Genomic DNA, 18,762 nt, shown 5'->3' with positions numbered 1-18,762 from the left:
CGCCTCAGTAGTCGATCCGCTGGACGCTCGCGAGCCAGGCGTCGAAGGGAGCGGGGGCGGTCGGGTTCCGCTGCTGCTGCACCGGGACCGTCCACTCGCTGCGGGGAGTTTCGAACAGCTCGTAGAACGCGCGGTCGTCGAAGCCGCCCCGCGCCGCGTCGTGCCGGTCGGCCGCGAAGAGCACGCGGTCGACGCGCGCCCACAGCGAGGACGCCAGGCACATGGGGCACGGTTCGCAACTGGAGTACAGCGTCGTCCCCGCGAGGCTGAACGTGCCCAGCGCCGCGCAGGCCGCGCGGATCGCCTGCACCTCCGCGTGGGCGGTCGGGTCGTTCTGGGCCGTCACGCGGTTCACCCCGGTCGCCACGACGAGACCGTCGCGGACGACCACGGCCCCGAAGGGTCCGCCGCCGGCGGCGACGTTCTCGACCGCCAGCCGGACGGCGAGGTCGAGGTGGTCCGCGTCGGTCCGCTGGGTCTCCAGCTCCACGGCGCTCACCGTTCCCACGCCAGCGGGGCGGCCGGGGCGGTGTCGTCCGCGACGACGGCCTGGATGAGGCCGTAGGGCCGGTCGTCGGCGTGGAACACCTCGCCGGCGTTCTCGACCCCGAACCGCTGCAGGTCGTAGAGGAAGTGGTGCTTGTTCGGCGCGGCCAGCCGGACCTCGACGACGCCCGGCACGGTCTCGACGGCCGCCTTCCCCATGTGCCACAACGTCTGCTGCAACGCGAGGGAGTGCACCGTGGCGAACTGCTCGACGAGCACGGCGCGGACCGCGTCGTGGGCGGCGTCGAAGTCGAACCCGTCCGCCAGGCAGGTCGCGTCGTAGCGCCACTGCGCGACGAGCGAGGTGGCCATGACGCGGTCCTCGGTGGGTTCCAACGTCGTGTAGCCGTCGACGAGGAAGTCCTTGAACGCCGACCCCGTGGACTTCAGCAGCGTCAGGTCCTTCAGCCCGGCGACGACGTGCACCTCACGGTCCACGCCGCTGCCGGAGACGGTGACGGCGGCGGTCCGCACCTCCCCGCCCGCCCGCACCCACGTGTGGTCGTGCTCGCGTCCGGCGACGACGGCACGTTCCCAGCGGTAGGAGTCCACGTCGATGCGGGCTCCCGTGACGGGTCCGGTCTCGTCGACGAAGTGGCGGGCGAGGTCGAGGGCGTACGCCTCGACGGCGACGATCCCCTTCGCCATGCCCTGCCCGGCCGGGCCCTCCTTGGCGAAGGCGTAGATCGTGTTCTTCTGCGAGTCGGTCGGCAGGACCTTGCTCTGGTCGCCGGAGAGGTAGGCGTCGGCGAAGTCGCCGCGCAGCGTCGAGGTGACGTTGAGGTCGACGATCTCGTGCCGGGGGGTGTCGCGCTGGAACCGCACGACGCGGTTCTCCGCCTTCCCGTACTGGTGACCCGCCAGGACGACGGCCATGTTCTCAGCTCCCTCGGTAGGTGGAGTAGGCGAAGGGGGACAGCAGGAGGGGGACGTGCAGGTGCGCACGACCGGGGGTGACGGCGAAGGCGACGACCACCTCGGGGTGGAACGTCTCCCGGCCCGCCCCGGCGAACCAGTCGCCGGTGGCGAACCGCAGCCGGTACGTCCCGGGGGCGAGGTCCTCGGCGAGGCGGGCCCGGCCGTCGGCGTCGGTGACACCCGTCGCGACGGGCTTCCCGTCGGCGGTGACCTCCAGGGCGATCCCTGCCGCGGGGGTTCCCGTGACGGCGTCGAGGACGTGGGTGGACAGGCTGGTCACGCGTCCTCACCCAGGAGGCGACGCAGGCGCAGGACGGTGATGGCGGCGAGTTCCCGGCGCAGCACCTGCCGTTCCGTCGCCGGGTCGTTCTCCAGGCGCTGCTCGAGCAGGGCCAGGAGTTCGTCCGCGGAACGCCCCGTGGCGAAGACGAGGTAGACGTGTCCGAAGCGTTCCTCGTACCGGCGGTTCCCCTCGGCGAGGCGGCGCAGGACGTCCTCGTCGGCGGCGAGGGCGCCGGCCTGCTCGCGGCGGGAGGTCGCGCTCTCGCTGCGCTCCCCGATGCGCGGGTGGGCGGCCAGGGCGGCGTCGACGTCCTGCTCGGAGGTCGCGGCGAGATCCGTGGCCGCGGTCGAGAGCAGCGTCTCGACGGAGCCGAACGGTCGCGCCGCGGCGACGCGCGCGGCCCAGGCGGGGGCGTCGCAGCAGGTGCGCAGGACCCCCTCGCAGCGGGGGGCGTCCAGCGCCTCGAGTTCGATGAGCTGCACTGCGGTCCGTTCGTCGTGGTGGTCGTGTGCTGTGCTGGCCCCGTGCAGGTCACGGGAGTGGTGCTCGCGGCCGGGGCGGGGCGCCGGATGGGCACGCCGAAGGGACTGCTGCGCCGCCGGGACGGGACGTCCTGGGCCGCAGCGGCCGCCGGCCTGCTGGCCGCCGCGGGGTGCGACCCGGTGCTCGTCACCGTGGGAGCGCAGGCCGACCGCGTCCGCGCGACGCTGCCGCCCGGCGTGCGGGCGGTCGAGGTGCCGGACTGGGACCTCGGCCCGGGAGCCGGCGTCCGGCGGGCTCTGGCGGAGCCGGCGGCGAGGGCTGCCGACGCCGTCCTGCTGCTGCTCGTCGACCTCCCGCACGTCGACCTCGTGGGGGTGCGGTCGGTGCTGGAGCTCGCCTCCCGGGACGCGGTGGTCCGGGCCGTCGACGGCGGCCGTCCGGGCCACCCGGTCCTGGTCGGCCGGAACCACGTCGACGCCGCAGCCGCGGCCTGTACCGGCGGTTCCGGGTTGCGGGAGTTCCTGGCCGGCGCGGACGTGCAGCGGGTAGCCGTCAGGGGTTCCACCGCCGACGTGGACACCCCGAGCGACCTGCCCTGACCCGCCCGTCACGCGCAGACCTCCGCAGCGCCCGCGACGACGGCCGCGAACGGCTCGTGGTGGATCCGCCCCCGGGTGTCGCGCAGCGGTCGGCCCGTCCCCCCACCCCGGAGGGCGACGACCTCGGCGGCGATCGACACGGCGGTCTCCTGCGGGGTGCGGGCCCCCAGGTCCAGGCCGATGGGTGAGCGCAGGCGCGCCAAGGCGTCCTCACCGACCCCGTTCTCGCGCAGTCGGTCCAGCCGCTCCGCGTGGGTGCGGCGCGAGCCCATGGCCCCGACGACCCCGGCGGGCCCGCGGAGAGCCACCTCGAGCAGGGGGACGTCGAACTTCGGGTCGTGGGTCAGGACGGTGAGCACCGTCGACTCCCCGACCGTGGTCCGCTCCAGGTAGCGGTGCGGCCAGTCGACGACGACCTCGTGCGCGTCGGGGAACCGCGCGGCGGTCGCGAACGCCGGCCGGGCGTCGCACACCGTGACGTGGAACCCGAGGAAGGCCGCGAGGCGCGTGAGGGCCGCGGCGACGTCGACGGCACCGAAGACGATCCAGCGCGGTGCGGGGGCGAACACCTCGACGAGCACCTCGAGGTCGTCGCCGCGCTGCCCGCCGTCCGCTCCGAGGCGCAGCAGCCCGGAGGCGCCGGCCGCGAGCCGGCCGCGGGCGGCGTCCACGACCGCGGCGTCCAACCGCGCCGAGCCCAGGGATCCGCTGTGCCCCAGCTCGTCGAGCACGACCTGACGGGCGGGCCCCGACGCCAGGACGGTCACGAGCGCCACCGGGCGGCGCGCGTCCGCCGCCGTCAGCACGGTCTGCAGCACGTCCTGGTCGGCGAGGGCGACGCGGACCTCGATCGTGCCGCCGCACGTCAGCCCGGGGGCGAAGGGGTCGTCCTGCGCCGTCCCGTACCGGGCCTGCCGGGTGCGGCCGTCCGCCAGCACCTCGCAGGCGAGGTCGTGGACGGCGGACTCGACGCAGCCGCCGGAGACGCTGCCGACGACCTCTCCGGGCGTGCCGTCGGGTTCCGCCACGACGGCCAGGCAGGCGCCCAGCGCCCGCGGCGCGGAACCGTCGGTCCGCACGACCGTCGCCACGGCCACCCGCCGCCCCCGCTGCAGCCGCTCGAGCGCCGCGCGCAGGACGGCGACGCCCTCAGCCACGGCGTCCCGATCCGGCCGCGGGGCCCCACGTCGCGAGGACGAGGGTCTCGACGATGCTCACGAGCGTGTAGAGGAGGATCGACGTGAAGGTGACGACGACGACGATCGACCACACGAGGTTGTACTGGACCTGGCTGTTGGCGCGGAAGATCTCGGCGCCCATCCCCGTGCCGGAGAACAGCCACTCGTAGAGCATGGCGCCGATGACCGCGCCGGGGACGGAGATCCGCAGGGCCGCGAACAGGTTCGGCAGCGCGCTGGGGATCGCCACCTTGCGCAGGGCCGTCCACTTCGTCCCGCCGTTCACGCGCACGACGTCGACGGCCTGCGGCGAGGCCGACCGCAACCCGGTGGCCGCGTTGACGAGCACGGGGAAGAACACGACGACACCGCCGATGGCGGCCTGACCGCCCAGCCCGCGGCCGAAGACGATCCCGATGAGGGGGGCCATCGCGACGAGGGGCACCGAGCGCAGCAGCATCGCCAGCGGCATGAACACGAACTCCAGCGGCCGGAACACCGTGAAGGCGGCGGCCACCGCGACGGCGGCGACGACGCCGGTCACGAAACCCGTCACGGAGTCGGTGAGCGTGATGAGCAGCGCGGCCTGGATCGCGGCGCGGTTCTCGGCGGCCTTGGGGACGGTGACGAGGTAGTCGTAGACGTCCTGGGGCCGCTTCCCGACGAAGGAGTCCACCTGGAACAGCGCCAGCAGGGCGTACCACGCGGCCACGAGGACGACGGTCGAGATGACGAGGGTGAGGACCGAGACGCCGATGCGCCGGCCGACGGCCGCGGCGAGCGACGCGCTGCTGCGGTTCTCGTGCACCTCGGCCGCCGGACGGGCGGGGGCCGGAACGGTGGTGGCCATCAGAGGTCCCCTCCCTTCACACCGGTGGACGACCACGGGGTCACCAACCGGGCCAGCAGTCCGATGAGCAGGTACCCGGCACCGGCGACGGCGCCGCTGAGCAGCGCGAGCCCCCAGATCTGCGCGTACTGCAGGTTGGTCTGGGCGGAGACGATGAGGATCCCGAGACCGGAGTCGACACCCCCGAAGTACTCCCCGAGCACGGCGCCGAGGAAGGACGCCGGTGCGGCCAGCTTGAGCGCGGCGAAGACGTTGGGCAGGGCGGCGATGAGCCGCACCTTGACCAGGGCCGTCCACTTCGTGCCGCCGTAGGCGCGGACGACGTCGAGAGCGGCCTGGTCCGCGGCCCGCAGGCCCAGCAGGCACCCGACGACCGAGGTGAAGACGACGCTCATGGCCGCGAGGAAGACGGACGTGACGCGGGACTCCGGCGGGGACACGATGAGGACGATGGGCCCGATGGCGGTGAGCGGGATGCAGTAGGAGATGACGGCGACCTGGTTGGCCGCCCCCTCCAGGGGCGGGACGAGCAGGACGACCACCGCGATGGCGATGGCGATGAGGTTCCCCCACACCCACCCCTGCGCGGCGGACGCCGTCGTGATGGAGATGTTGGTCCAGTAGTTCTCGAACCCGTTGCGGTGCAGCTGCTCGACCACGGCCCAGGGCGTCGGGACGATGCCTCCGGTGGAGGAGAAGACGCCGATGACGCTCCACACGACGAGGACGAGCACGGCACCGACGACACCGCCGGCCCACGGGGGCAGGTCGCGCCACGACCGGCGGGCGGCACCGGTCGTCACCTGCTCCGGCGCTGCGGTGACGGCCGCCATCAGTGGTCCTCCCCGGACCCCTGCGCCCCCACGCGCCCGCCGCCGAAGAGGATCTCCGAGAGGCGGTCGTGGTAGGCGTGGAACTCCGGCGTGCGCATCATCTCCGGCGTCCGGGGCCGGGGCAGGTCGATCTCGACGACCTCGACGACCCGGCCCGGGCGAGGGCTCATGACGGCGACGACGTCGGAGAGGAAGATCGCCTCGCTGATGCCGTGCGTGACCATGAGCGTCGTCGCGGGCTTCTCCGTCCAGATCCGCAGGAGCTCGACGTTCAGCCGTTGCCGGGTCATGTCGTCCAGGGCCCCGAACGGTTCGTCGAGCAGCATGACGCTCGGCTGCACGACGAGGCAGCGGGCGATGGACACGCGCTGGCGCATCCCGCCGGACAGCTGCGCCGGCTTGGCCTTCTCGAACCCCTTGAGCCCGACGAGGCCGATGAGGTCGTCGACCAGCCCGGGGTCCGGTCGCACCCCCGCCACCTCGAGGGGCAGCCGGATGTTCTGCGCCACGGTCCGCCAGGGCAGCAAGGCGGAGTCCTGGAAGGCGACCCCCAGCTCGTGCCCGCGCTGCAGCTCCCGGGTGGTCTGCCCGTTGACGAGCGCCTGCCCACCCGACGGGGTCTCGAGCCCGGCGAGGATCCGCAGGATGGTCGACTTCCCGCACCCGGACGGGCCCAGCAGGGACAGGAAGGCGTCCTTGCGGGTGCCCAGGTCGGTCTTCTCCAGGGCCAGGACGCTCTTGCGGCCCAGGTCGAACCGCTTGGTCAGGCCCTGCAGGTTGAACCCGGTCGCGGCCTCCGGGTGGCCCGCGGGGTCGGTCGTCGCCGCCAGTGTGCTGCGTGACGAGCCGACGGACACGGACGGCAGGGGCGGGGCGGCCAGGTCGGTCGGAGGTTCCTGGGACACGGGGTCTGCCTTCCGGGTGCGGGACGAGGTAGGGGTGCGGCGGCGATCTGTCGGGGTCAGCCCGTGATGAGGTCGGGGTTCTCCTCGTAGACCTCCTTGAGGAGGGACAGGTCGAACAGGTCGTCGGCCTTGATGCTCGTGCCCATCTGCTCGAGGGCCTTGATGTTCTCCTCGATCAGCTCGTCGGTCATGGTGAACAGACCGTTCTTCTTCGTGTCGTCGGAGACGACGAGGGTGTTCTGCGCCTCAGCCTCCTTCGTCTGCTCCTCCAGGTCGAGCTTCTGGTCCTTGCCGTAGGTGTTGACGGCCAGCGCCGCCGACCCGGCCGGGTCCTTGACGGCGTCGGTCCAGCCGCGGATCTCGGCCTTGAGGAACGCCTTGAGGAAGTCCTTCTTGTCGTCGATCGTCGACTGCAGGACGGTGAAGGTCTCGGCGACCACGGGCAGGCCGTTGTCGGCGAAGCCCAGGGTGACCGGGACGATCTGCTGGCCGTCGACCTGACGCGCCGCGAGGAGGATCGGCTCGTTCGTCAGGTAGGCCATGAACGCGTCGACCTCCTTGGAGACGACGACGGACGGGTCGTACTGCACCGGGACGATCTCGAAGGAGGACTTGTCGATCCCGTTGGCCTTGCAGAACCCGTCGAAGATCTGCTCGTTGCCACCGGTCTGGATGCCGATCTTCTTCCCGGCCAGGTCGGCGATGCTGCGGACGGGCTTGCCCTGCTCCATCGAGACGAGGCAGAACGGGTTCTTCTGGAAGGTCGTGCCGATGATCTTCAGCGGGGCCTGCTCGTTGACGATCGCCGGTCCGGTCAGCGTCGGGGAGGACAGGCCGACGTGCGCCTTGCGGGAGAGGACCATCGCCTCGGCCGCCGTCCCGGCGCTGCCGCCGGCGAGCAGGTTGACCTTCGAGAAGCCGGCCTCGGTGTAGTAGCCCTTGCTGTCGGCGAAGTACTCGCCCGCGAACTCGATGTTCTTGATCCAGGAGAGCTGGATGCTGAGGTCGCCCAGGCTCCCCGACCCGCCCGAGGCCGAACCGGTCGAGGACCCCGCGTCGGCGCCGCCGCACGCCGCGAGGGCGCCCAGGCCGGCGGCACCGAGGACGCCGAGGCCCGCACCCCGCAGGAGCGTGCGGCGGTGCAGGGCGGGACCGGCGGGACGCGGGCGGGGGGAGAGGTTCATGCGCAGCTCCGGGGTGAGAGCCCGCCGTCGCGTCGTGCGGACGGGCGGGGGACGGGTGGGCCGCGGTGGGACACGGCCTGCCCAGGTACTGAAGCACCCGTGCGCGGCGGGCTTGTCACGTCCGTGTGAACCCCGTGTTACGAGACCCGGCCCGTGTGACGTTCGTGTGACCCGGCCCGGGAACGGCGTCCGTCCGTGGTCTCATGTGAACCACTCGGTTCAACGGAAGGAGTTCCCCACCGTGCGCACGATGCACCTGGGCGTCTTCGAGGTCGCCGCGCCGCAGGTCGGCGGGACCCTCTCGTGGTCGCACCCCTACAGCGGTTCCGAACGGCACCGCGAACAGCAGCACTGGATCGACGTGGCCCAGCTGCTCGAGGCCGCGGGGTTCGACTTCCTGTTCTTCGCCGACGGCTACGGCTACCCCACCGTGGGCGGCGACCTGCCGGCGGCCGCCGCCCGGGGCGGCCTGAACTTCTCCGGCCTGGACCCGATGTTCCTCATCCCGACCCTCGCCCACCACACGTCGCGACTGGGTTTCGTCGTGACGAGTTCCACGGGTGTGGACCACCCCGTCGCCACGGCCCGCCGCTTCGCGACCCTCGACCACCTCACCGGCGGCCGCGTCGGGTGGAACGTCGTCACGGGCGCCTCGCAGGACACGATCGCGGCCCTGTTCGGCCACGAGCGCATGACGGCCCACGACACGCGCTACGAGATCGCCCGGGAGTACGTCGACCTCTGCCTGCAGCTCTGGGAGGGGTGCTGGGAGGACGCTGCCCTCGTGGAGGACAAGGAGTCCGGCGTCTTCGCCGACCGCGACCGGTTGCACCGCGTCGAGCACGTGGGCAAGCACTTCCGCACGTCCGGGTTCTTCACCGTCCCGCCGTCGCCGCAGCGCACCCCGGTGCTGTTCCAGGCCGGGACGTCCACCGCCGGGCGGGAGTTCGCCGCCGGTCAGGCCGAGTGCGTCTTCCTGCAGGGCACGACGATGCCGCACACGGCGGCGAACGTCGCCGACATCCGCGCCCGGGCCGCCGCCCACGGCCGCGACCCGGAGTCGGTGAAGGTCCTCGTGGGGGCGACGGTCACCGTCGCCGCGACGCACGAGGAGGCCCTGGCGCGCCGCGCGGAGTTCGAGGCGATGCAGACCGACGAGGTCGCCGCCGTGATCTACGCTGGGAACACCGGGATCGACCTCACGGCCCTGGACCCCGACCGTCCCCTGTCGCAGGTGCTGGAGGGAGGCGACGGCAAGGTCGGCCAGATGGGCCAGAGCAACATCGACCGGTTCCGGCGGCCGGACGGCAGCTGGCCGCTCGTGCGCGAGGTGCTGGACGAGCTGCGGGGCCGTGGGACGCGCGGCTTCACGGTGGTCGGTGACCCGCTGGAGGTGGCCGACCAGCTCGAGGAGCTCATGGACGTCACCGGCGTCGACGGCTTCCTCCTGGAGGCGATCTTCTCCCCCGGTGACCACGTCCTGTTCTGCGACCTCGTCGTCCCGGAGCTGCGCCGCCGCGGTCGGCTGCCGGCCGAGGCCGACCGCGCCCCCGGGTCCGGGACCCTGCGGGAGCGTCTGGGCGCTGCCTCCGCCCGGCTGGCCGCCGACCACCCGGGCAGCCGTCACGTCCTGGAGCCCGCCCCCGCGTGATCCAGGGCGCGGGCGCAGAACGCGTCCAGCGCCTGGCGCTGGACGCGTTCCACGGTCCGCAGGTCCTGGGTGAGGATCAGCGTCATCTGCAACCCGCGCCACAGGGCCACGAGTTCGGTGGCCAGCGCCTCGGCGACCCCGCGCGGCAACCCCTCGCGGCGCAACCGTGCCGCGGCGGGCCGGTGCCAGGCGGCGATGTCGCCCATCAGCTCGGAGTACCCGGGCTGCCGGGTGACCTGACCGAACACCTCGAAGAACAACCGGAGGAAGGGCAGGTTGTGCGGGGCGGCGATCTCGTCCCACACGGCCTGCAGGTCCGTCCGCAGGGCGCCCGAACCGTGCTCCAGGCCGGCCCAGGCGTTCTCGAACCCCGGGAAGTGGTCGCGGGCGACGGCCTGCAGGGCCTCCCTCACGAGCTGCTCCCGGCTGCCGAAGTAGTACAACAGCATCCGGTTGTTCGACCCGGCCGCGCGGGCCAGCCCACGCAGGGTCGAGGACGTCACCCCGTGGGCGAGCAGGTGCGCGGCCACCAGGTGCAGCAACCGTTCCCGTTCGCTCACCGCCCCAGACTAGCCACAGGAGAGAACGCCGTGCGCGACCTCGCGACCCTGCCCAAGGCCCACTTGCACCTGCACCTCGAGGGGGCGATGCGCCCGGAGACGCTGGCGGAGTTCGCCCGCGAGGCCGGGGACGTCGCTCCCCCCGTCCGCGGGTACACCACGTTCCCCGAGTTCGTGCAGATGTACGACGGGGCCGTGAGCTTCGTCCGCACCCGCGAGCAGCTCGCCCGGGTCGTGCGCGAGGTCGTGCAGGACGCCGCGGCGTCCGGCGCGGTGTGGATCGAGGCGCAGGCCAACCCGATGTTCTACGTGCCGCAGTTCGGCACGCCGGAGGAGGTCACGGAGTTCATGGTCCGGACGGGCCGGGAGGAGGCCGAGCGACTGGGCATCGGGTTCGGTCTCATGCTCGTGGCCATCCGCAACCTGCCGCCGGCCGACGCCGAGGCCCTGGCCGAGCTCGCCGCGGGTTTCGCCGGCCGCGGGGTCGTCTCGTTCGGGCTCGCCGCGGACGAGGCGCTCTTCGGTCCCGCCCCGTTCGCCCGGGCCTTCACGATCGCCCGTGAGGCCGGTCTCGTCGCCGCTCCCCACGCCGGGGAGCTGCGCGGACCCGACAGCGTCCGCGAGGCGCTCGACCTGCTGGGGGCGCGACGGATCCAGCACGGCGTGCGGGCGGTGGAGGACCCCGACCTGGTCCGCCGGCTCGCGGACGAGGGGACCGTCCTGGACGTCTGCCCGAGTTCCAACGTGGCGTTGTGGGTGGTCCCGGAGATGGGCGCCCACCCGCTGCCGGCCCTGCTCGAGGCCGGCGTCCGCTGCTCGCTCAACGGCGACGACCCGCTGCTGTTCGGACCCGGCCTGCTGGAGGAGTACGAGACCGCCCGCACGGCGATCGGCCTCAGCGACGAGCAGCTCGCCGCCGTGGCCCGCGCCTCGCTCGAGGGGGCGGCGGCGCCCGCGGAGTTCGTCAGCGCGCAGCTGGCCGCGGTCGACGCCTGGTTGTCCTGAGCCCCGCGTCCGCGACGGCCGGTTCCGGCCGTGCGCGGACGTGGGCCGCGAGGTGGTCGTGGTGCTCGCGTGCCGCGCCGAGGAGCCCGTCCACGTCACCGGCGGCGAAGGCGGTGAGCATCCGTTCGTGGTCGCCGTGCAGCCGGTCGGCCTCGTCCGCGTCGAGGTCCTCCATGGGCCGGTACGGCTCGGTCAGGTCCCAGACGCGGGCGAACACCCCGAGCAGGCGCGGCATGGCCGACGGCCGGGTGAGCGCGTCGTGGAACGCGCGGCTCTGCCGGTGGTACCCGCGCTCGTCACCCGCCGCGGCGGCCGCGCGCAGCGCCTCGTGGGCAGCCCGCGCCGCCGCCACGTCGCCGGGACCCCCGGTGCGCACCGCCACCCGCAGGGCGGCGAGTTCGAGGGTGCTGCGCACCTCGACGAGTTCGGCCAGCTCCCCCGGGGCGAGCCGGGCCACCGTGTACCCGCGGCGGGGCAGGTGGTCGACGAGCCCCTCACCCACGAGGGTCATGAGGGCTTCGCGGACGGGGATCCGGCTGACGTCGTGGGCCGCGGCGAGGACGTCCAGCTCGAGCACGGCACCGGGCGCCACGAGCCCGGACACGATGTCCCGTCGGATGGCGTCCAGCACCGGTCGTGTCACCCGGTGATCCTCCCAGGGGACGTCAACGGCCAGCCGCGCACCGCCTTGGGCCGCGGGGCTGCGTAGCTGCGGACCTTGGAGGTCGAGAGGCCGAGGGCGACCAGGGACTCGGCGAGCCGCGTCGCGGCCGCCACCCCGTCGACGACGGGGACGGGGAGCGCCTGCGCCAGCGCCGAGTGCAACCCCGACATCCCCGCGCAGCCGAGGACGACGACCTCGGCCCCGTCCTCGACGAGGCGCTCGGCCTGGGCGGTGAAGGCCTTGGCGGTCAGTTCCGGATCGGTCTCGAGTTCCAGCACCGGCAGGTCGACGCTGCGCACCCCGCTGCACCGGCCGGCCAGGCCGGCGAGCAGCAACCGGTCGGAGATGGCCGGCACGGCCCGGTCCAGGCTCGTGACGACGCCGTACGTGCGACCGAGCAGGCAGGCCGTCTGCGCGGCCGCCTCGGTGATGTCGACGACGGGGACGTCCAGGACGTCCTGCAGGGCGTCGCGGCCGACCTCGCCGAAACCGGCGTGCACGACGGCGTCGAACGGCCCGTGGAACTGCTGGACGGCGTCGAGCACCCCGACCGCCGACAGGTGGCTCTCGTAGTTCGACTCCACCGAGGCCGGGCCGAACCGCGGGGTGAGCGGAACCACCGTCGTCCCCGACGACACCGCGGCGCGCGCTGCGGCCGCGATGACGTCGGTGACGGCCCGCGTGGTGTTGACGTTGACGACCAGGATCGTGGTCATCAGCCGCGGACGTCCACCGCGGGGGCCGGGATGGAGTTCTTCAGCGCGACGTACAGCCCGAAGGCCAGACCGGCGCCGATGAACCAGCTGAAGCTCGCGGCGGTGGCGCCGGCGAAGAAGACCACGCAGATCGCGACGACCGCCCCGACGGCCGTGGCCCCGACGGCGACCGGGTTCCAGCCCTTGACGTAGTGGTACGCGCCGGAGGGGTCCATCGTGAACAGGTCGTCGACCCGGATCTGCTGCTTCTTCACGAGGTAGTGGTCGGCGATGAGGACCCCGTACAGCGGGCCGATGAAGGCGCCGAGGGTGTCGAGCGTGTAGTGGATGGTCTCCGGGGAGCTGTACAGGTTCCACGGGGTGATGAGCACGGACCCGACCGCGGCGATCATGCCACCCGTGCGCCAGCTGATCTTCTGCGGCGCGACGTGGGAGAAGTCGAACGCGGGCGAGACGAAGTTCGCGACGATGTTGATGCCGATGGTGGCGACCATGAAGGTGAGGCAACCGAGGACGGCGACGGTGATGTTGTCGAGGCGGTACACGGTCTCGACGGGGTCGGTGATGAGCTCACCGTAGACGGGCACGGTCGCCGACGCCGTGAGGACGCACAGCACGGCGAACACGAGGAAGTTCACCGGCAGGCCGAGGAAGTTCCCCTTGCGGACGGCCGCCATCGACCGGCCGTACCGGGCGAAGTCGCCGTAGTTCAGCATGGGGCCGGAGAAGTAGGAGACGACGAGCGCGACCGCGGAGACCATGACGCCCAGGGCGCCCAGGCCCGAGTGCTCGATCGAGCCGAGGTTCAGCGAGACGTTCGAGAACCCGCCGGCCTCGGTGATCAGGTACGCGGCGAGGGCGAACATCACGACGTAGACGGCCGGGCCGCAGAAGTCGATGAACTTCCGGATCGCGTCCATCCCCCGCCAGAACACCAGGGCCTGCAGCACCCACATCGTGCCGAACGCGGCCCACCCCAGCGTGGACAGGCCGAGGAAACCGTGCTGCGCCACCTGCGCGTAGGGCGCCCACCCGGGCTCGATCTTCAGCGCGAGCAGGACGAGGGCGTTGGAGGCGAGGAACGTCTGGATGCCGTACCAGGCGACCGCGATGAGCCCGCGGACGACGGCGGGGACGTTCGCGCCCCGGACCCCGAACGCGACGCGCGAGACGACCGGGTAGGGAACCCCCGTCTCCTGGCTCGGCCGGGCCACGAGGTTGCAGAGGAAGTACACGATGACGATGCCGACGAGCAGGGCGACGAGCACCTGCCAGGCGGCCAAGCCGAGGGCGAACAGGCTGCCGGCCGTGACGTAGCCGCCGACGCTGTGCACGTCGGACATCCAGAACGCGAAGAAGTTGTAGGACGTCCAGCCCTGGCGCTCCAGCGGGGCGAGGTCGGAGTTCGTCAGGCGCGGGTCGTACCCGTCCTTGACGAGCCCGGCGCCGGCGGCGTTCGAGACGGCGGTGATGTGGGGTCCGGCGGGTCCTGCCCCGGCGCGGGCGACCTCGGTCATGGCGTCTCCTGCTGGCCTCGTGGATGGCGGTCGTGGGTGGCTCCGACCACGCTAGGCAGCTCAGGTTTCACCGTTGTTTCCCCGGCGATATATCTGACGAGGGTCCCGGCTGTCGTCGGACGCGGGGCGCGAGTAGGTTCGGCGACCATGCGGATCACGCACTACGGCCACTCGTGCCTGCTCGTCGAGACGGGCGCCGCCCGGGTCCTGCTGGACCCGGGGAGCTTCAGCCACGGCTTCGAGGAACTCGAGGGCCTCGACGCCGTGGTCGTCACCCACGCCCACCCCGACCACGTCGACGTGGAACGGTTGCCGGCCCTGCTCGAGGCGAACGACGGTGCGCTGCTGCGGGCCGAACCGGCGACGGCTGCCTCCCTGTCCGAGTCCGGCATCGACGCCGCGGCCCTGCACGCCGGAGACTCCGTCGAGGTGGCCGGCGTGCGGATCACCGGGGCCGGCGGGCGGCACGCCGTCATCCACGCCGACGTCCCGCGGATCGGCAACGTCGGCGTCCTGCTGTCGGCCGAGGGCGAGCCGACGCTGTTCCACCCCGGCGACTCCTACGAGGCCGTGCCCGCGGGCGTGGACGTCCTGGCCGTGCCGGTCAACGCCCCGTGGGCCGCGCTCAAGGAGACGGTCGACTTCATCCGCGCCGTGGGGGCCTCGGCGGGTCTGGCCATCCACGACGGTCTGCTGGCCGCGCCCGGACGCGCGGTCTACGGCAACCAGGTGCGGGCGCTCGGCGGGCTCGACGTCCGCGAGAGCGACGGCACGACCCCCCTGGAGTTCTAGCCCGCGAGGGCGGCGAGCAGTTCCCGGGGGTCGAAGACGACCCGGATGCGGTCGATGCCGTCCGGGCCGACGCGCATCCGGTTCACGACCGGGAACGGCTCGACACCCGGCAGCCGCGTGCGCAGCACGAACCACGTGACGGCCTCGTCGCCGGTGACGAGCAGGTGCTCGACGGCCACCTCGTCGAGGAAGGCCCGGCGCATCCCGAGCAGTCCCGCCACGCACTCGTCGGGTCCGTGGGCGGCGCCCATCGGCCCGCGGAACGTGACGCCGGGCGCGAACAGCGGGCGCAGCGCCTCCTCGTCCCCGGCGTTCCAGCCGTCGAAGTAGGCGGTGGCGTGGTCCCTGACACTCGCGGTGGTGGTCACGCCTCCACCCTGACGCGACCCGACCCATACGTCCAAGACCAGTTGGGCGTCGCAGCCATACGATGTCGTGATGGACCTGCGGGCGCTGGAGCACTTCGTCGCCGTCGTCGACGAGGGGGGTTTCACGCGGGCGGCCGAGCGCCTGCGCGTCGCCCAGCCCGGGGTGAGCGCCCAGGTGCGGGGGCTGGAACGGGAGCTGGGCGCGGCCCTCTTCGAGCGGCACGCCCGCGGCGCGACGCTGACCCCGGCGGGCGAGACCGCGCTGCCGCACGCACGCGCGGCCCTGGCTGCTGCGGCGGCCGTCGGCGAGAGCGTCGCCGAGCTGTCGGGACTGCTCCGCGGCCGACTCGCCATCGGCATCCTGCTGTCCAGCAACGGGATGGGCATGCCGGCGACGCTGCGCACCTTCCGCGAGCGCGCCCCCGCCGTCGAGGTGCGCGTGGTCGAGGCGGATCCCGAGACCCTGATCGCCCGGTTGCGTGACGGGAGCCTCGACGTGGCCTGGACCGCGACGGCGGGCCCGTTGCCGGACGACCTGACCGGCCACCTCGTGAGCTCCGAACCCCTCGCCGCGCTCGTCCCCTCGGGGCACCGCTGGGCCCGGCGGCGCACCGTCGACCTCACCGACCTGTGCGCCGAACCGCTGCTCGTGGCCCCTCCCGGTGGCGCGGTCCGCGGAGCGCTCGAGGCGGCGAGCGCCGGCCTCGGCCTGCGGCCCCGGGTCGCGGTCGAGGCGAACTCCCCGGTGCTGCTCGCGGCGCTGGCCCGCGAGGGGCTCGGCGTCGCGGTGGTGCCCGCGTCCGCGCCGGTCGCGGACGGCGTGCACGCGCTGCGCATCGTGCGACCCGTCCCCGCCGGCCGGGTCAGCGTGGCGTGGCGCCGGGCCAACCCCTCCCCCGCCCTGCGCGCGTTCACGGCCCTGGTCCGCACCGGCGGCACCCGCGCCTGAGGTGCCGGCCGCCGGACGGGAGGATGTCCCGGTGCCCAGCAGCCCTGTCCTGTTCCTCGCCGAGATCCAGCCCGACGGCGCCACGACGTTCAGCCCGGCCGACGCCTCGGCCCCGCACGTGCGGGTCGACGACCTCGGGGTGACGCGCGGGGACGGGATCTTCGAGTCGGTCGCCGTCGTCGACGGGCACCCGCAGAGCCTGCGGCACCACCTCGACCGGTTCGCGCGGTCCGCGGCCCTGCTGGACCTGCCCGCGCCCGACACGACGGCCTGGGCACGGGCCGTCGCGGACGCCGCCGCGGCGCACCCGCCGGCCCCCGAACTCCTGGCCAAGCTCGTCCTGACCCGTGGGGTCGAGGGCGGCGACGTGCCGACCGGGTGGGTGCACGTGTTCCCCGCCCACGACTACGGCACCCAGCGCACGGCCGGGATCGACGTCCTCGTCCTGGAGCGGGCCTACCCCAGCGACGTCGTGACGCGGGCGCCGTGGCTCCTGCAGGGGGCCAAGACGCTGTCGTACGCCCTGAACACGGCGTCGCAGCGGTACGCCCGGTCGCAGGGGGCGGACGACGTCGTCTTCGTCTCCAGCGACGGCGACGTCCTGGAGGGTCCGAACTCGACCGTGCTCGCGCGGTTCGCCGACCGCTGGGTCACGCCACCGCCGGAGCTGGGGATCCTCGACGGTACGACGGCCGGGCGGGCGTTCGCCTGGGCCGCCGCACGCGGCGACCGGACCGAGGTCGCCCGCCTGCGGGTCGACGACCTGCGCGTCGCCGACGCCGTCTGGCTCTTGTCGAGCGGACGGCTGTCGGCCCCCGTCCGCAGCCTCGACGGCGTCCCGCGTCCCACCGACGCGGCCCTGCAGGCCGAGCTCCTGCACCACCTGCTGACGGTCCACGACTGACCCGGACGGTCGCCGCGAACCGTTGCGCTGATCTGACCATCAGCATTCCGCATTGTCAGGTTTGCTGTTACCTTCGCCGTCGTCCGGCACCCTTCGGCGTGGAAGGTCCCCCATGGCAGACACCGCGGTCCCGTCCCCCAGCACCTACCGGCTCACGACCCGCACCCTCGTCGCCGCCGCCGGCGGCATCTTCGTCGCGCAGGTGGCGCTGGCGATGCCGGCCGTCCTCAACGGCCTGTTCCAGCAGGACCTGGGCACGAGCGCGTCCCAGCTGACCTGGATCTCCGACGCGTACTTCGTGCCCGTCGCCCTCTTCACCCTCGCGTTCGGCGTCCTCGGCGACCTGCACGGCCGGCGGCGGCTGCTGCTGGGCGGTGCCGCCGTGCTCGCCGTCGGCGAGGTCGCCGGCCTGCTCACGCCGGTCTCGGGCGACCAGGGCCTGCGCGTGGGCTGGCTGCTCACCGCGCAGGTGCTCTGCGGCCTCGGCGCGGCCGCGATCATGCCGACGTCGCTGGCCATGGTGGCCGCCGGCACGCACACCGCCCGGGAACGCAGCCGCGCCATCGGAGTGTGGGCCGCGGCCCTGGCGACGGGCAGCTTCGTCTCCCCCGTCGTCGGCGGGTTCCTCGCGAAGTTCGCCTTCCGCGGTTCGGAGACCGGCAGCTGGCGGTGGGCGTTCCTCGCCGCGGCCGTCCTCGCGGTCGTCAGCCTGGTCCTCACCGCACGACTGGCGGAGGAGTCGAGCTCGCCGGAGGGCCGGTCGATGGACTGGCCGGGTCAGGCGGCGATCTCGGTGGCGCTGTTCTGCCTGCTGTTCGGCACCATCCAGGGTTCCTCCAGCGGCTGGGGCAGCCCCCTGGTCGTCGGCGCGTACGTCGTCTCCCTGGTCGCGTTCGTCGCGTTCGTGCGGATCGAGCGCCGTTCGCCGTCACCGCTGGTCCGGCTCGACCTCTTCGCCGGACGGGGTTTCTCGCTGACCGCGCTCGCGACCGTCGTCGGGATGTTCGGGTACCTGGGCTGCGCCTACTCCTCGAGCATCCGGTTGTCCGCCATCCAGGGTTTCTCCCCGCTGACGACGTCCATCGCGTTCGTGCTGCTCAACGGTTCGACCCTCGTCTTCGCGCGCCCGGTCTCGCACCTCATGGAGCGCTGGGGCGCGCGCTGGACGATGGTCACGGGGTTCGGCCTCATGGCCGTCGGCTGCTTCTGGGCGGCCGCCGTCCCCGCGTCGACGATGTCCGTCGCGCTCATCGCCGCGCCCGTCGCGGTCGTCGGCCTCGGGTTCGCCCTCGCGCTGAACGCCGTGTCGGCGGCCGCCGTCGACGCCGCCCCGCCGCACCTGGCCGGGATGGCCGGCGGGACCGCGAGCCTGCTGCGCGACTTCGGCTTCACCCTGGGCCCGGCCGTCATCGGGTCGATCGCGCTGTCGCGGGCCGCGGACAGCATCGCCGAGCGCCTCGCCTCGGACGCCTCGCTGCGCCAGGCCCTCGCCGCCTTCTCCGCCGCCCCCGACACCGCGACGGGTGCCCAGAAGGCCGCCCTCGAAGCCGCCGTCGGGGCCGTGCAGTCCGGGCCGCTGGGCGCCAACGCCGTGCCGGGGAGCATCGAGGTGAACGGGACGTCGGTGCCCTTCAACCCGCTCAAGGACGTCGCCTTCGCCGCCCTCGACCACGCCTACTCGTTCGGCTACGTGGTCTGCGGGATCGCGACCCTCGTCGCCGCGGTCATCGCCGTCCTCGCCGTCAGCACCCCCACTCGCCCTGTCGAGGAGGCCGCCCTCCCCGCCCACGCGTGACGCTCGGTCACCAGCGCGGCGCCGCCGGGGGTGTCGTTGACGCTTCGCGCCCGTAGGTTCGG

The 18,762-nt window shown here is 73.3% G+C and carries 21 protein-coding genes; 7 read left to right on the top strand and 14 right to left on the bottom strand.

The annotated features are described in order from the left end of the window. Nucleotides 1-4 precede the first annotated feature (4 nt). From ACFEMC_RS02635 to uraD, 4 genes are read right to left on the bottom strand one after another with little or no spacing between them, the layout of a single operon-like run. Nucleotides 5-490 (bottom strand): nucleoside deaminase, encoded by a 486-nt coding sequence (locus tag ACFEMC_RS02635; protein WP_380173335.1) that lies wholly within the window; start codon nucleotides 488-490, stop codon nucleotides 5-7. Between the two features lie 5 nt (nucleotides 491-495). Further along, nucleotides 496-1,422, bottom strand: a complete 927-nt coding sequence (gene pucL, locus ACFEMC_RS02630; protein ID WP_380173333.1) for a factor-independent urate hydroxylase — start codon at nucleotides 1,420-1,422, stop codon at nucleotides 496-498. Nucleotides 1,423-1,426: 4 nt separating this feature from the next. Beyond that, entirely contained in the window at nucleotides 1,427-1,744 is a 318-nt protein-coding gene (gene uraH, locus ACFEMC_RS02625) for a hydroxyisourate hydrolase (RefSeq protein WP_380173332.1), read from the bottom strand. Beyond that, a complete protein-coding gene (gene uraD / locus ACFEMC_RS02620; protein WP_380173330.1) occupies nucleotides 1,741-2,229 on the bottom strand; it encodes a 2-oxo-4-hydroxy-4-carboxy-5-ureidoimidazoline decarboxylase in 489 nt (162 codons plus the stop codon). Before uraD ends, uraH begins: the two co-directional genes overlap by 4 nt. 42 nt (nucleotides 2,230-2,271) lie before the next feature. On the opposite strand from uraD, the gene ACFEMC_RS02615 reads away from it, so the two are divergent. Beyond that, nucleotides 2,272-2,829, top strand: coding sequence for an NTP transferase domain-containing protein (locus ACFEMC_RS02615; RefSeq protein ID WP_380173328.1), 558 nt, complete (start codon nucleotides 2,272-2,274; stop codon nucleotides 2,827-2,829). 8 nt (nucleotides 2,830-2,837) lie between these two features. Here the strand turns inward: ACFEMC_RS02615 and ACFEMC_RS02610 are convergent, their stop codons facing one another. From ACFEMC_RS02610 to ACFEMC_RS02590, 5 genes are all read right to left on the bottom strand, one after another. Further along, nucleotides 2,838-3,986 (bottom strand): XdhC family protein, encoded by a 1,149-nt coding sequence (locus ACFEMC_RS02610; RefSeq protein ID WP_380173326.1) that lies wholly within the window; start codon nucleotides 3,984-3,986, stop codon nucleotides 2,838-2,840. Continuing rightward, nucleotides 3,979-4,857: an ABC transporter permease gene (locus ACFEMC_RS02605; protein ID WP_380173324.1), complete on the bottom strand. Its 879-nt coding sequence runs from the start codon at nucleotides 4,855-4,857 to the stop codon at nucleotides 3,979-3,981. Before ACFEMC_RS02605 ends, ACFEMC_RS02610 begins: the two co-directional genes overlap by 8 nt. After that, nucleotides 4,857-5,690, bottom strand: a complete 834-nt coding sequence (locus ACFEMC_RS02600; protein ID WP_380173322.1) for an ABC transporter permease — start codon at nucleotides 5,688-5,690, stop codon at nucleotides 4,857-4,859. Before ACFEMC_RS02600 ends, ACFEMC_RS02605 begins: the two co-directional genes overlap by 1 nt. After that, nucleotides 5,690-6,520: an ABC transporter ATP-binding protein gene (locus tag ACFEMC_RS02595; protein ID WP_380176558.1), complete on the bottom strand. Its 831-nt coding sequence runs from the start codon at nucleotides 6,518-6,520 to the stop codon at nucleotides 5,690-5,692. Before ACFEMC_RS02595 ends, ACFEMC_RS02600 begins: the two co-directional genes overlap by 1 nt. Nucleotides 6,521-6,651: 131 nt before the next feature. Further along, complete coding sequence (locus ACFEMC_RS02590; protein ID WP_380173320.1) at nucleotides 6,652-7,779, bottom strand: ABC transporter substrate-binding protein; 1,128 nt, start codon at nucleotides 7,777-7,779, stop codon at nucleotides 6,652-6,654. 250 nt (nucleotides 7,780-8,029) lie between these two features. Here ACFEMC_RS02590 and ACFEMC_RS02585 point away from each other — a divergent pair, with 250 nt between their 5' ends. Beyond that, a complete protein-coding gene (locus tag ACFEMC_RS02585; RefSeq protein ID WP_380176556.1) occupies nucleotides 8,030-9,430 on the top strand; it encodes an NtaA/DmoA family FMN-dependent monooxygenase in 1,401 nt (466 codons plus the stop codon). Here the strand turns inward: ACFEMC_RS02585 and ACFEMC_RS02580 are convergent. Continuing rightward, complete coding sequence (locus ACFEMC_RS02580) at nucleotides 9,403-9,990, bottom strand: TetR family transcriptional regulator (RefSeq protein ID WP_380173318.1); 588 nt, start codon at nucleotides 9,988-9,990, stop codon at nucleotides 9,403-9,405. The genes ACFEMC_RS02585 and ACFEMC_RS02580 overlap by 28 nt on opposite strands. A gap of 30 nt (nucleotides 9,991-10,020) precedes the next feature. On the opposite strand from ACFEMC_RS02580, the gene add reads away from it, so the two are divergent. Next, nucleotides 10,021-10,995 carry an adenosine deaminase gene (add, locus tag ACFEMC_RS02575; protein WP_380173316.1) on the top strand — a complete coding sequence of 325 codons (975 nt, stop codon included), beginning with the start codon at nucleotides 10,021-10,023 and terminating at the stop codon, nucleotides 10,993-10,995. Here the strand turns inward: add and ACFEMC_RS02570 are convergent. The 3 genes from ACFEMC_RS02570 to ACFEMC_RS02560 are packed head-to-tail and all read right to left on the bottom strand — an operon-like array spanning nucleotide 10,955 to nucleotide 13,892. Then, the gene (locus ACFEMC_RS02570; protein ID WP_380173314.1) at nucleotides 10,955-11,638 is read right to left on the bottom strand and encodes a GntR family transcriptional regulator; all 684 of its coding nucleotides are present in this window, start codon (nucleotides 11,636-11,638) and stop codon (nucleotides 10,955-10,957) included. The genes add and ACFEMC_RS02570 overlap by 41 nt on opposite strands. Continuing rightward, nucleotides 11,635-12,375 carry an aspartate/glutamate racemase family protein gene (locus tag ACFEMC_RS02565; protein WP_380173312.1) on the bottom strand — a complete coding sequence of 247 codons (741 nt, stop codon included), beginning with the start codon at nucleotides 12,373-12,375 and terminating at the stop codon, nucleotides 11,635-11,637. The genes ACFEMC_RS02570 and ACFEMC_RS02565 overlap by 4 nt, the downstream gene beginning before the upstream one ends. Beyond that, nucleotides 12,375-13,892, bottom strand: coding sequence for an NCS1 family nucleobase:cation symporter-1 (locus ACFEMC_RS02560; protein WP_380173310.1), 1,518 nt, complete (start codon nucleotides 13,890-13,892; stop codon nucleotides 12,375-12,377). The genes ACFEMC_RS02565 and ACFEMC_RS02560 overlap by 1 nt, the downstream gene beginning before the upstream one ends. A 147-nt stretch (nucleotides 13,893-14,039) precedes the next feature. On the opposite strand from ACFEMC_RS02560, the gene ACFEMC_RS02555 reads away from it, so the two are divergent. Continuing rightward, entirely contained in the window at nucleotides 14,040-14,684 is a 645-nt protein-coding gene (locus tag ACFEMC_RS02555; protein WP_380173308.1) for an MBL fold metallo-hydrolase, read from the top strand. On the opposite strand, the gene ACFEMC_RS02550 is transcribed toward ACFEMC_RS02555, so the two are convergent. Beyond that, nucleotides 14,681-15,052, bottom strand: a complete 372-nt coding sequence (locus tag ACFEMC_RS02550; protein ID WP_380173306.1) for a nuclear transport factor 2 family protein — start codon at nucleotides 15,050-15,052, stop codon at nucleotides 14,681-14,683. The two genes, ACFEMC_RS02555 and ACFEMC_RS02550, sit on opposite strands and share 4 nt — an antisense overlap. 70 nt (nucleotides 15,053-15,122) lie before the next feature. On the opposite strand from ACFEMC_RS02550, the gene ACFEMC_RS02545 reads away from it, so the two are divergent. The 3 genes from ACFEMC_RS02545 to ACFEMC_RS02535 all read left to right on the top strand — a co-directional run bounded on the left by ACFEMC_RS02545 (nucleotide 15,123) and on the right by ACFEMC_RS02535 (nucleotide 18,700). Beyond that, complete coding sequence (locus tag ACFEMC_RS02545) at nucleotides 15,123-16,001, top strand: LysR family transcriptional regulator (RefSeq protein ID WP_380173304.1); 879 nt, start codon at nucleotides 15,123-15,125, stop codon at nucleotides 15,999-16,001. 31 nt (nucleotides 16,002-16,032) lie between these two features. Beyond that, nucleotides 16,033-16,905 (top strand): aminotransferase class IV, encoded by an 873-nt coding sequence (locus tag ACFEMC_RS02540; RefSeq protein ID WP_380173302.1) that lies wholly within the window; start codon nucleotides 16,033-16,035, stop codon nucleotides 16,903-16,905. 112 nt (nucleotides 16,906-17,017) lie between these two features. After that, nucleotides 17,018-18,700 carry an MFS transporter gene (locus ACFEMC_RS02535; protein WP_380173300.1) on the top strand — a complete coding sequence of 561 codons (1,683 nt, stop codon included), beginning with the start codon at nucleotides 17,018-17,020 and terminating at the stop codon, nucleotides 18,698-18,700. The last annotated feature ends 62 nt before the right edge of the window (nucleotides 18,701-18,762 follow it).

Source organism: Kineococcus sp. DHX-1 (assembly GCF_042473625.1).
Classification (GTDB): Bacteria; Actinomycetota; Actinomycetes; order Actinomycetales; family Kineococcaceae; genus Kineococcus.
This window is presented reverse-complemented; position numbering and strand designations above follow the sequence as displayed.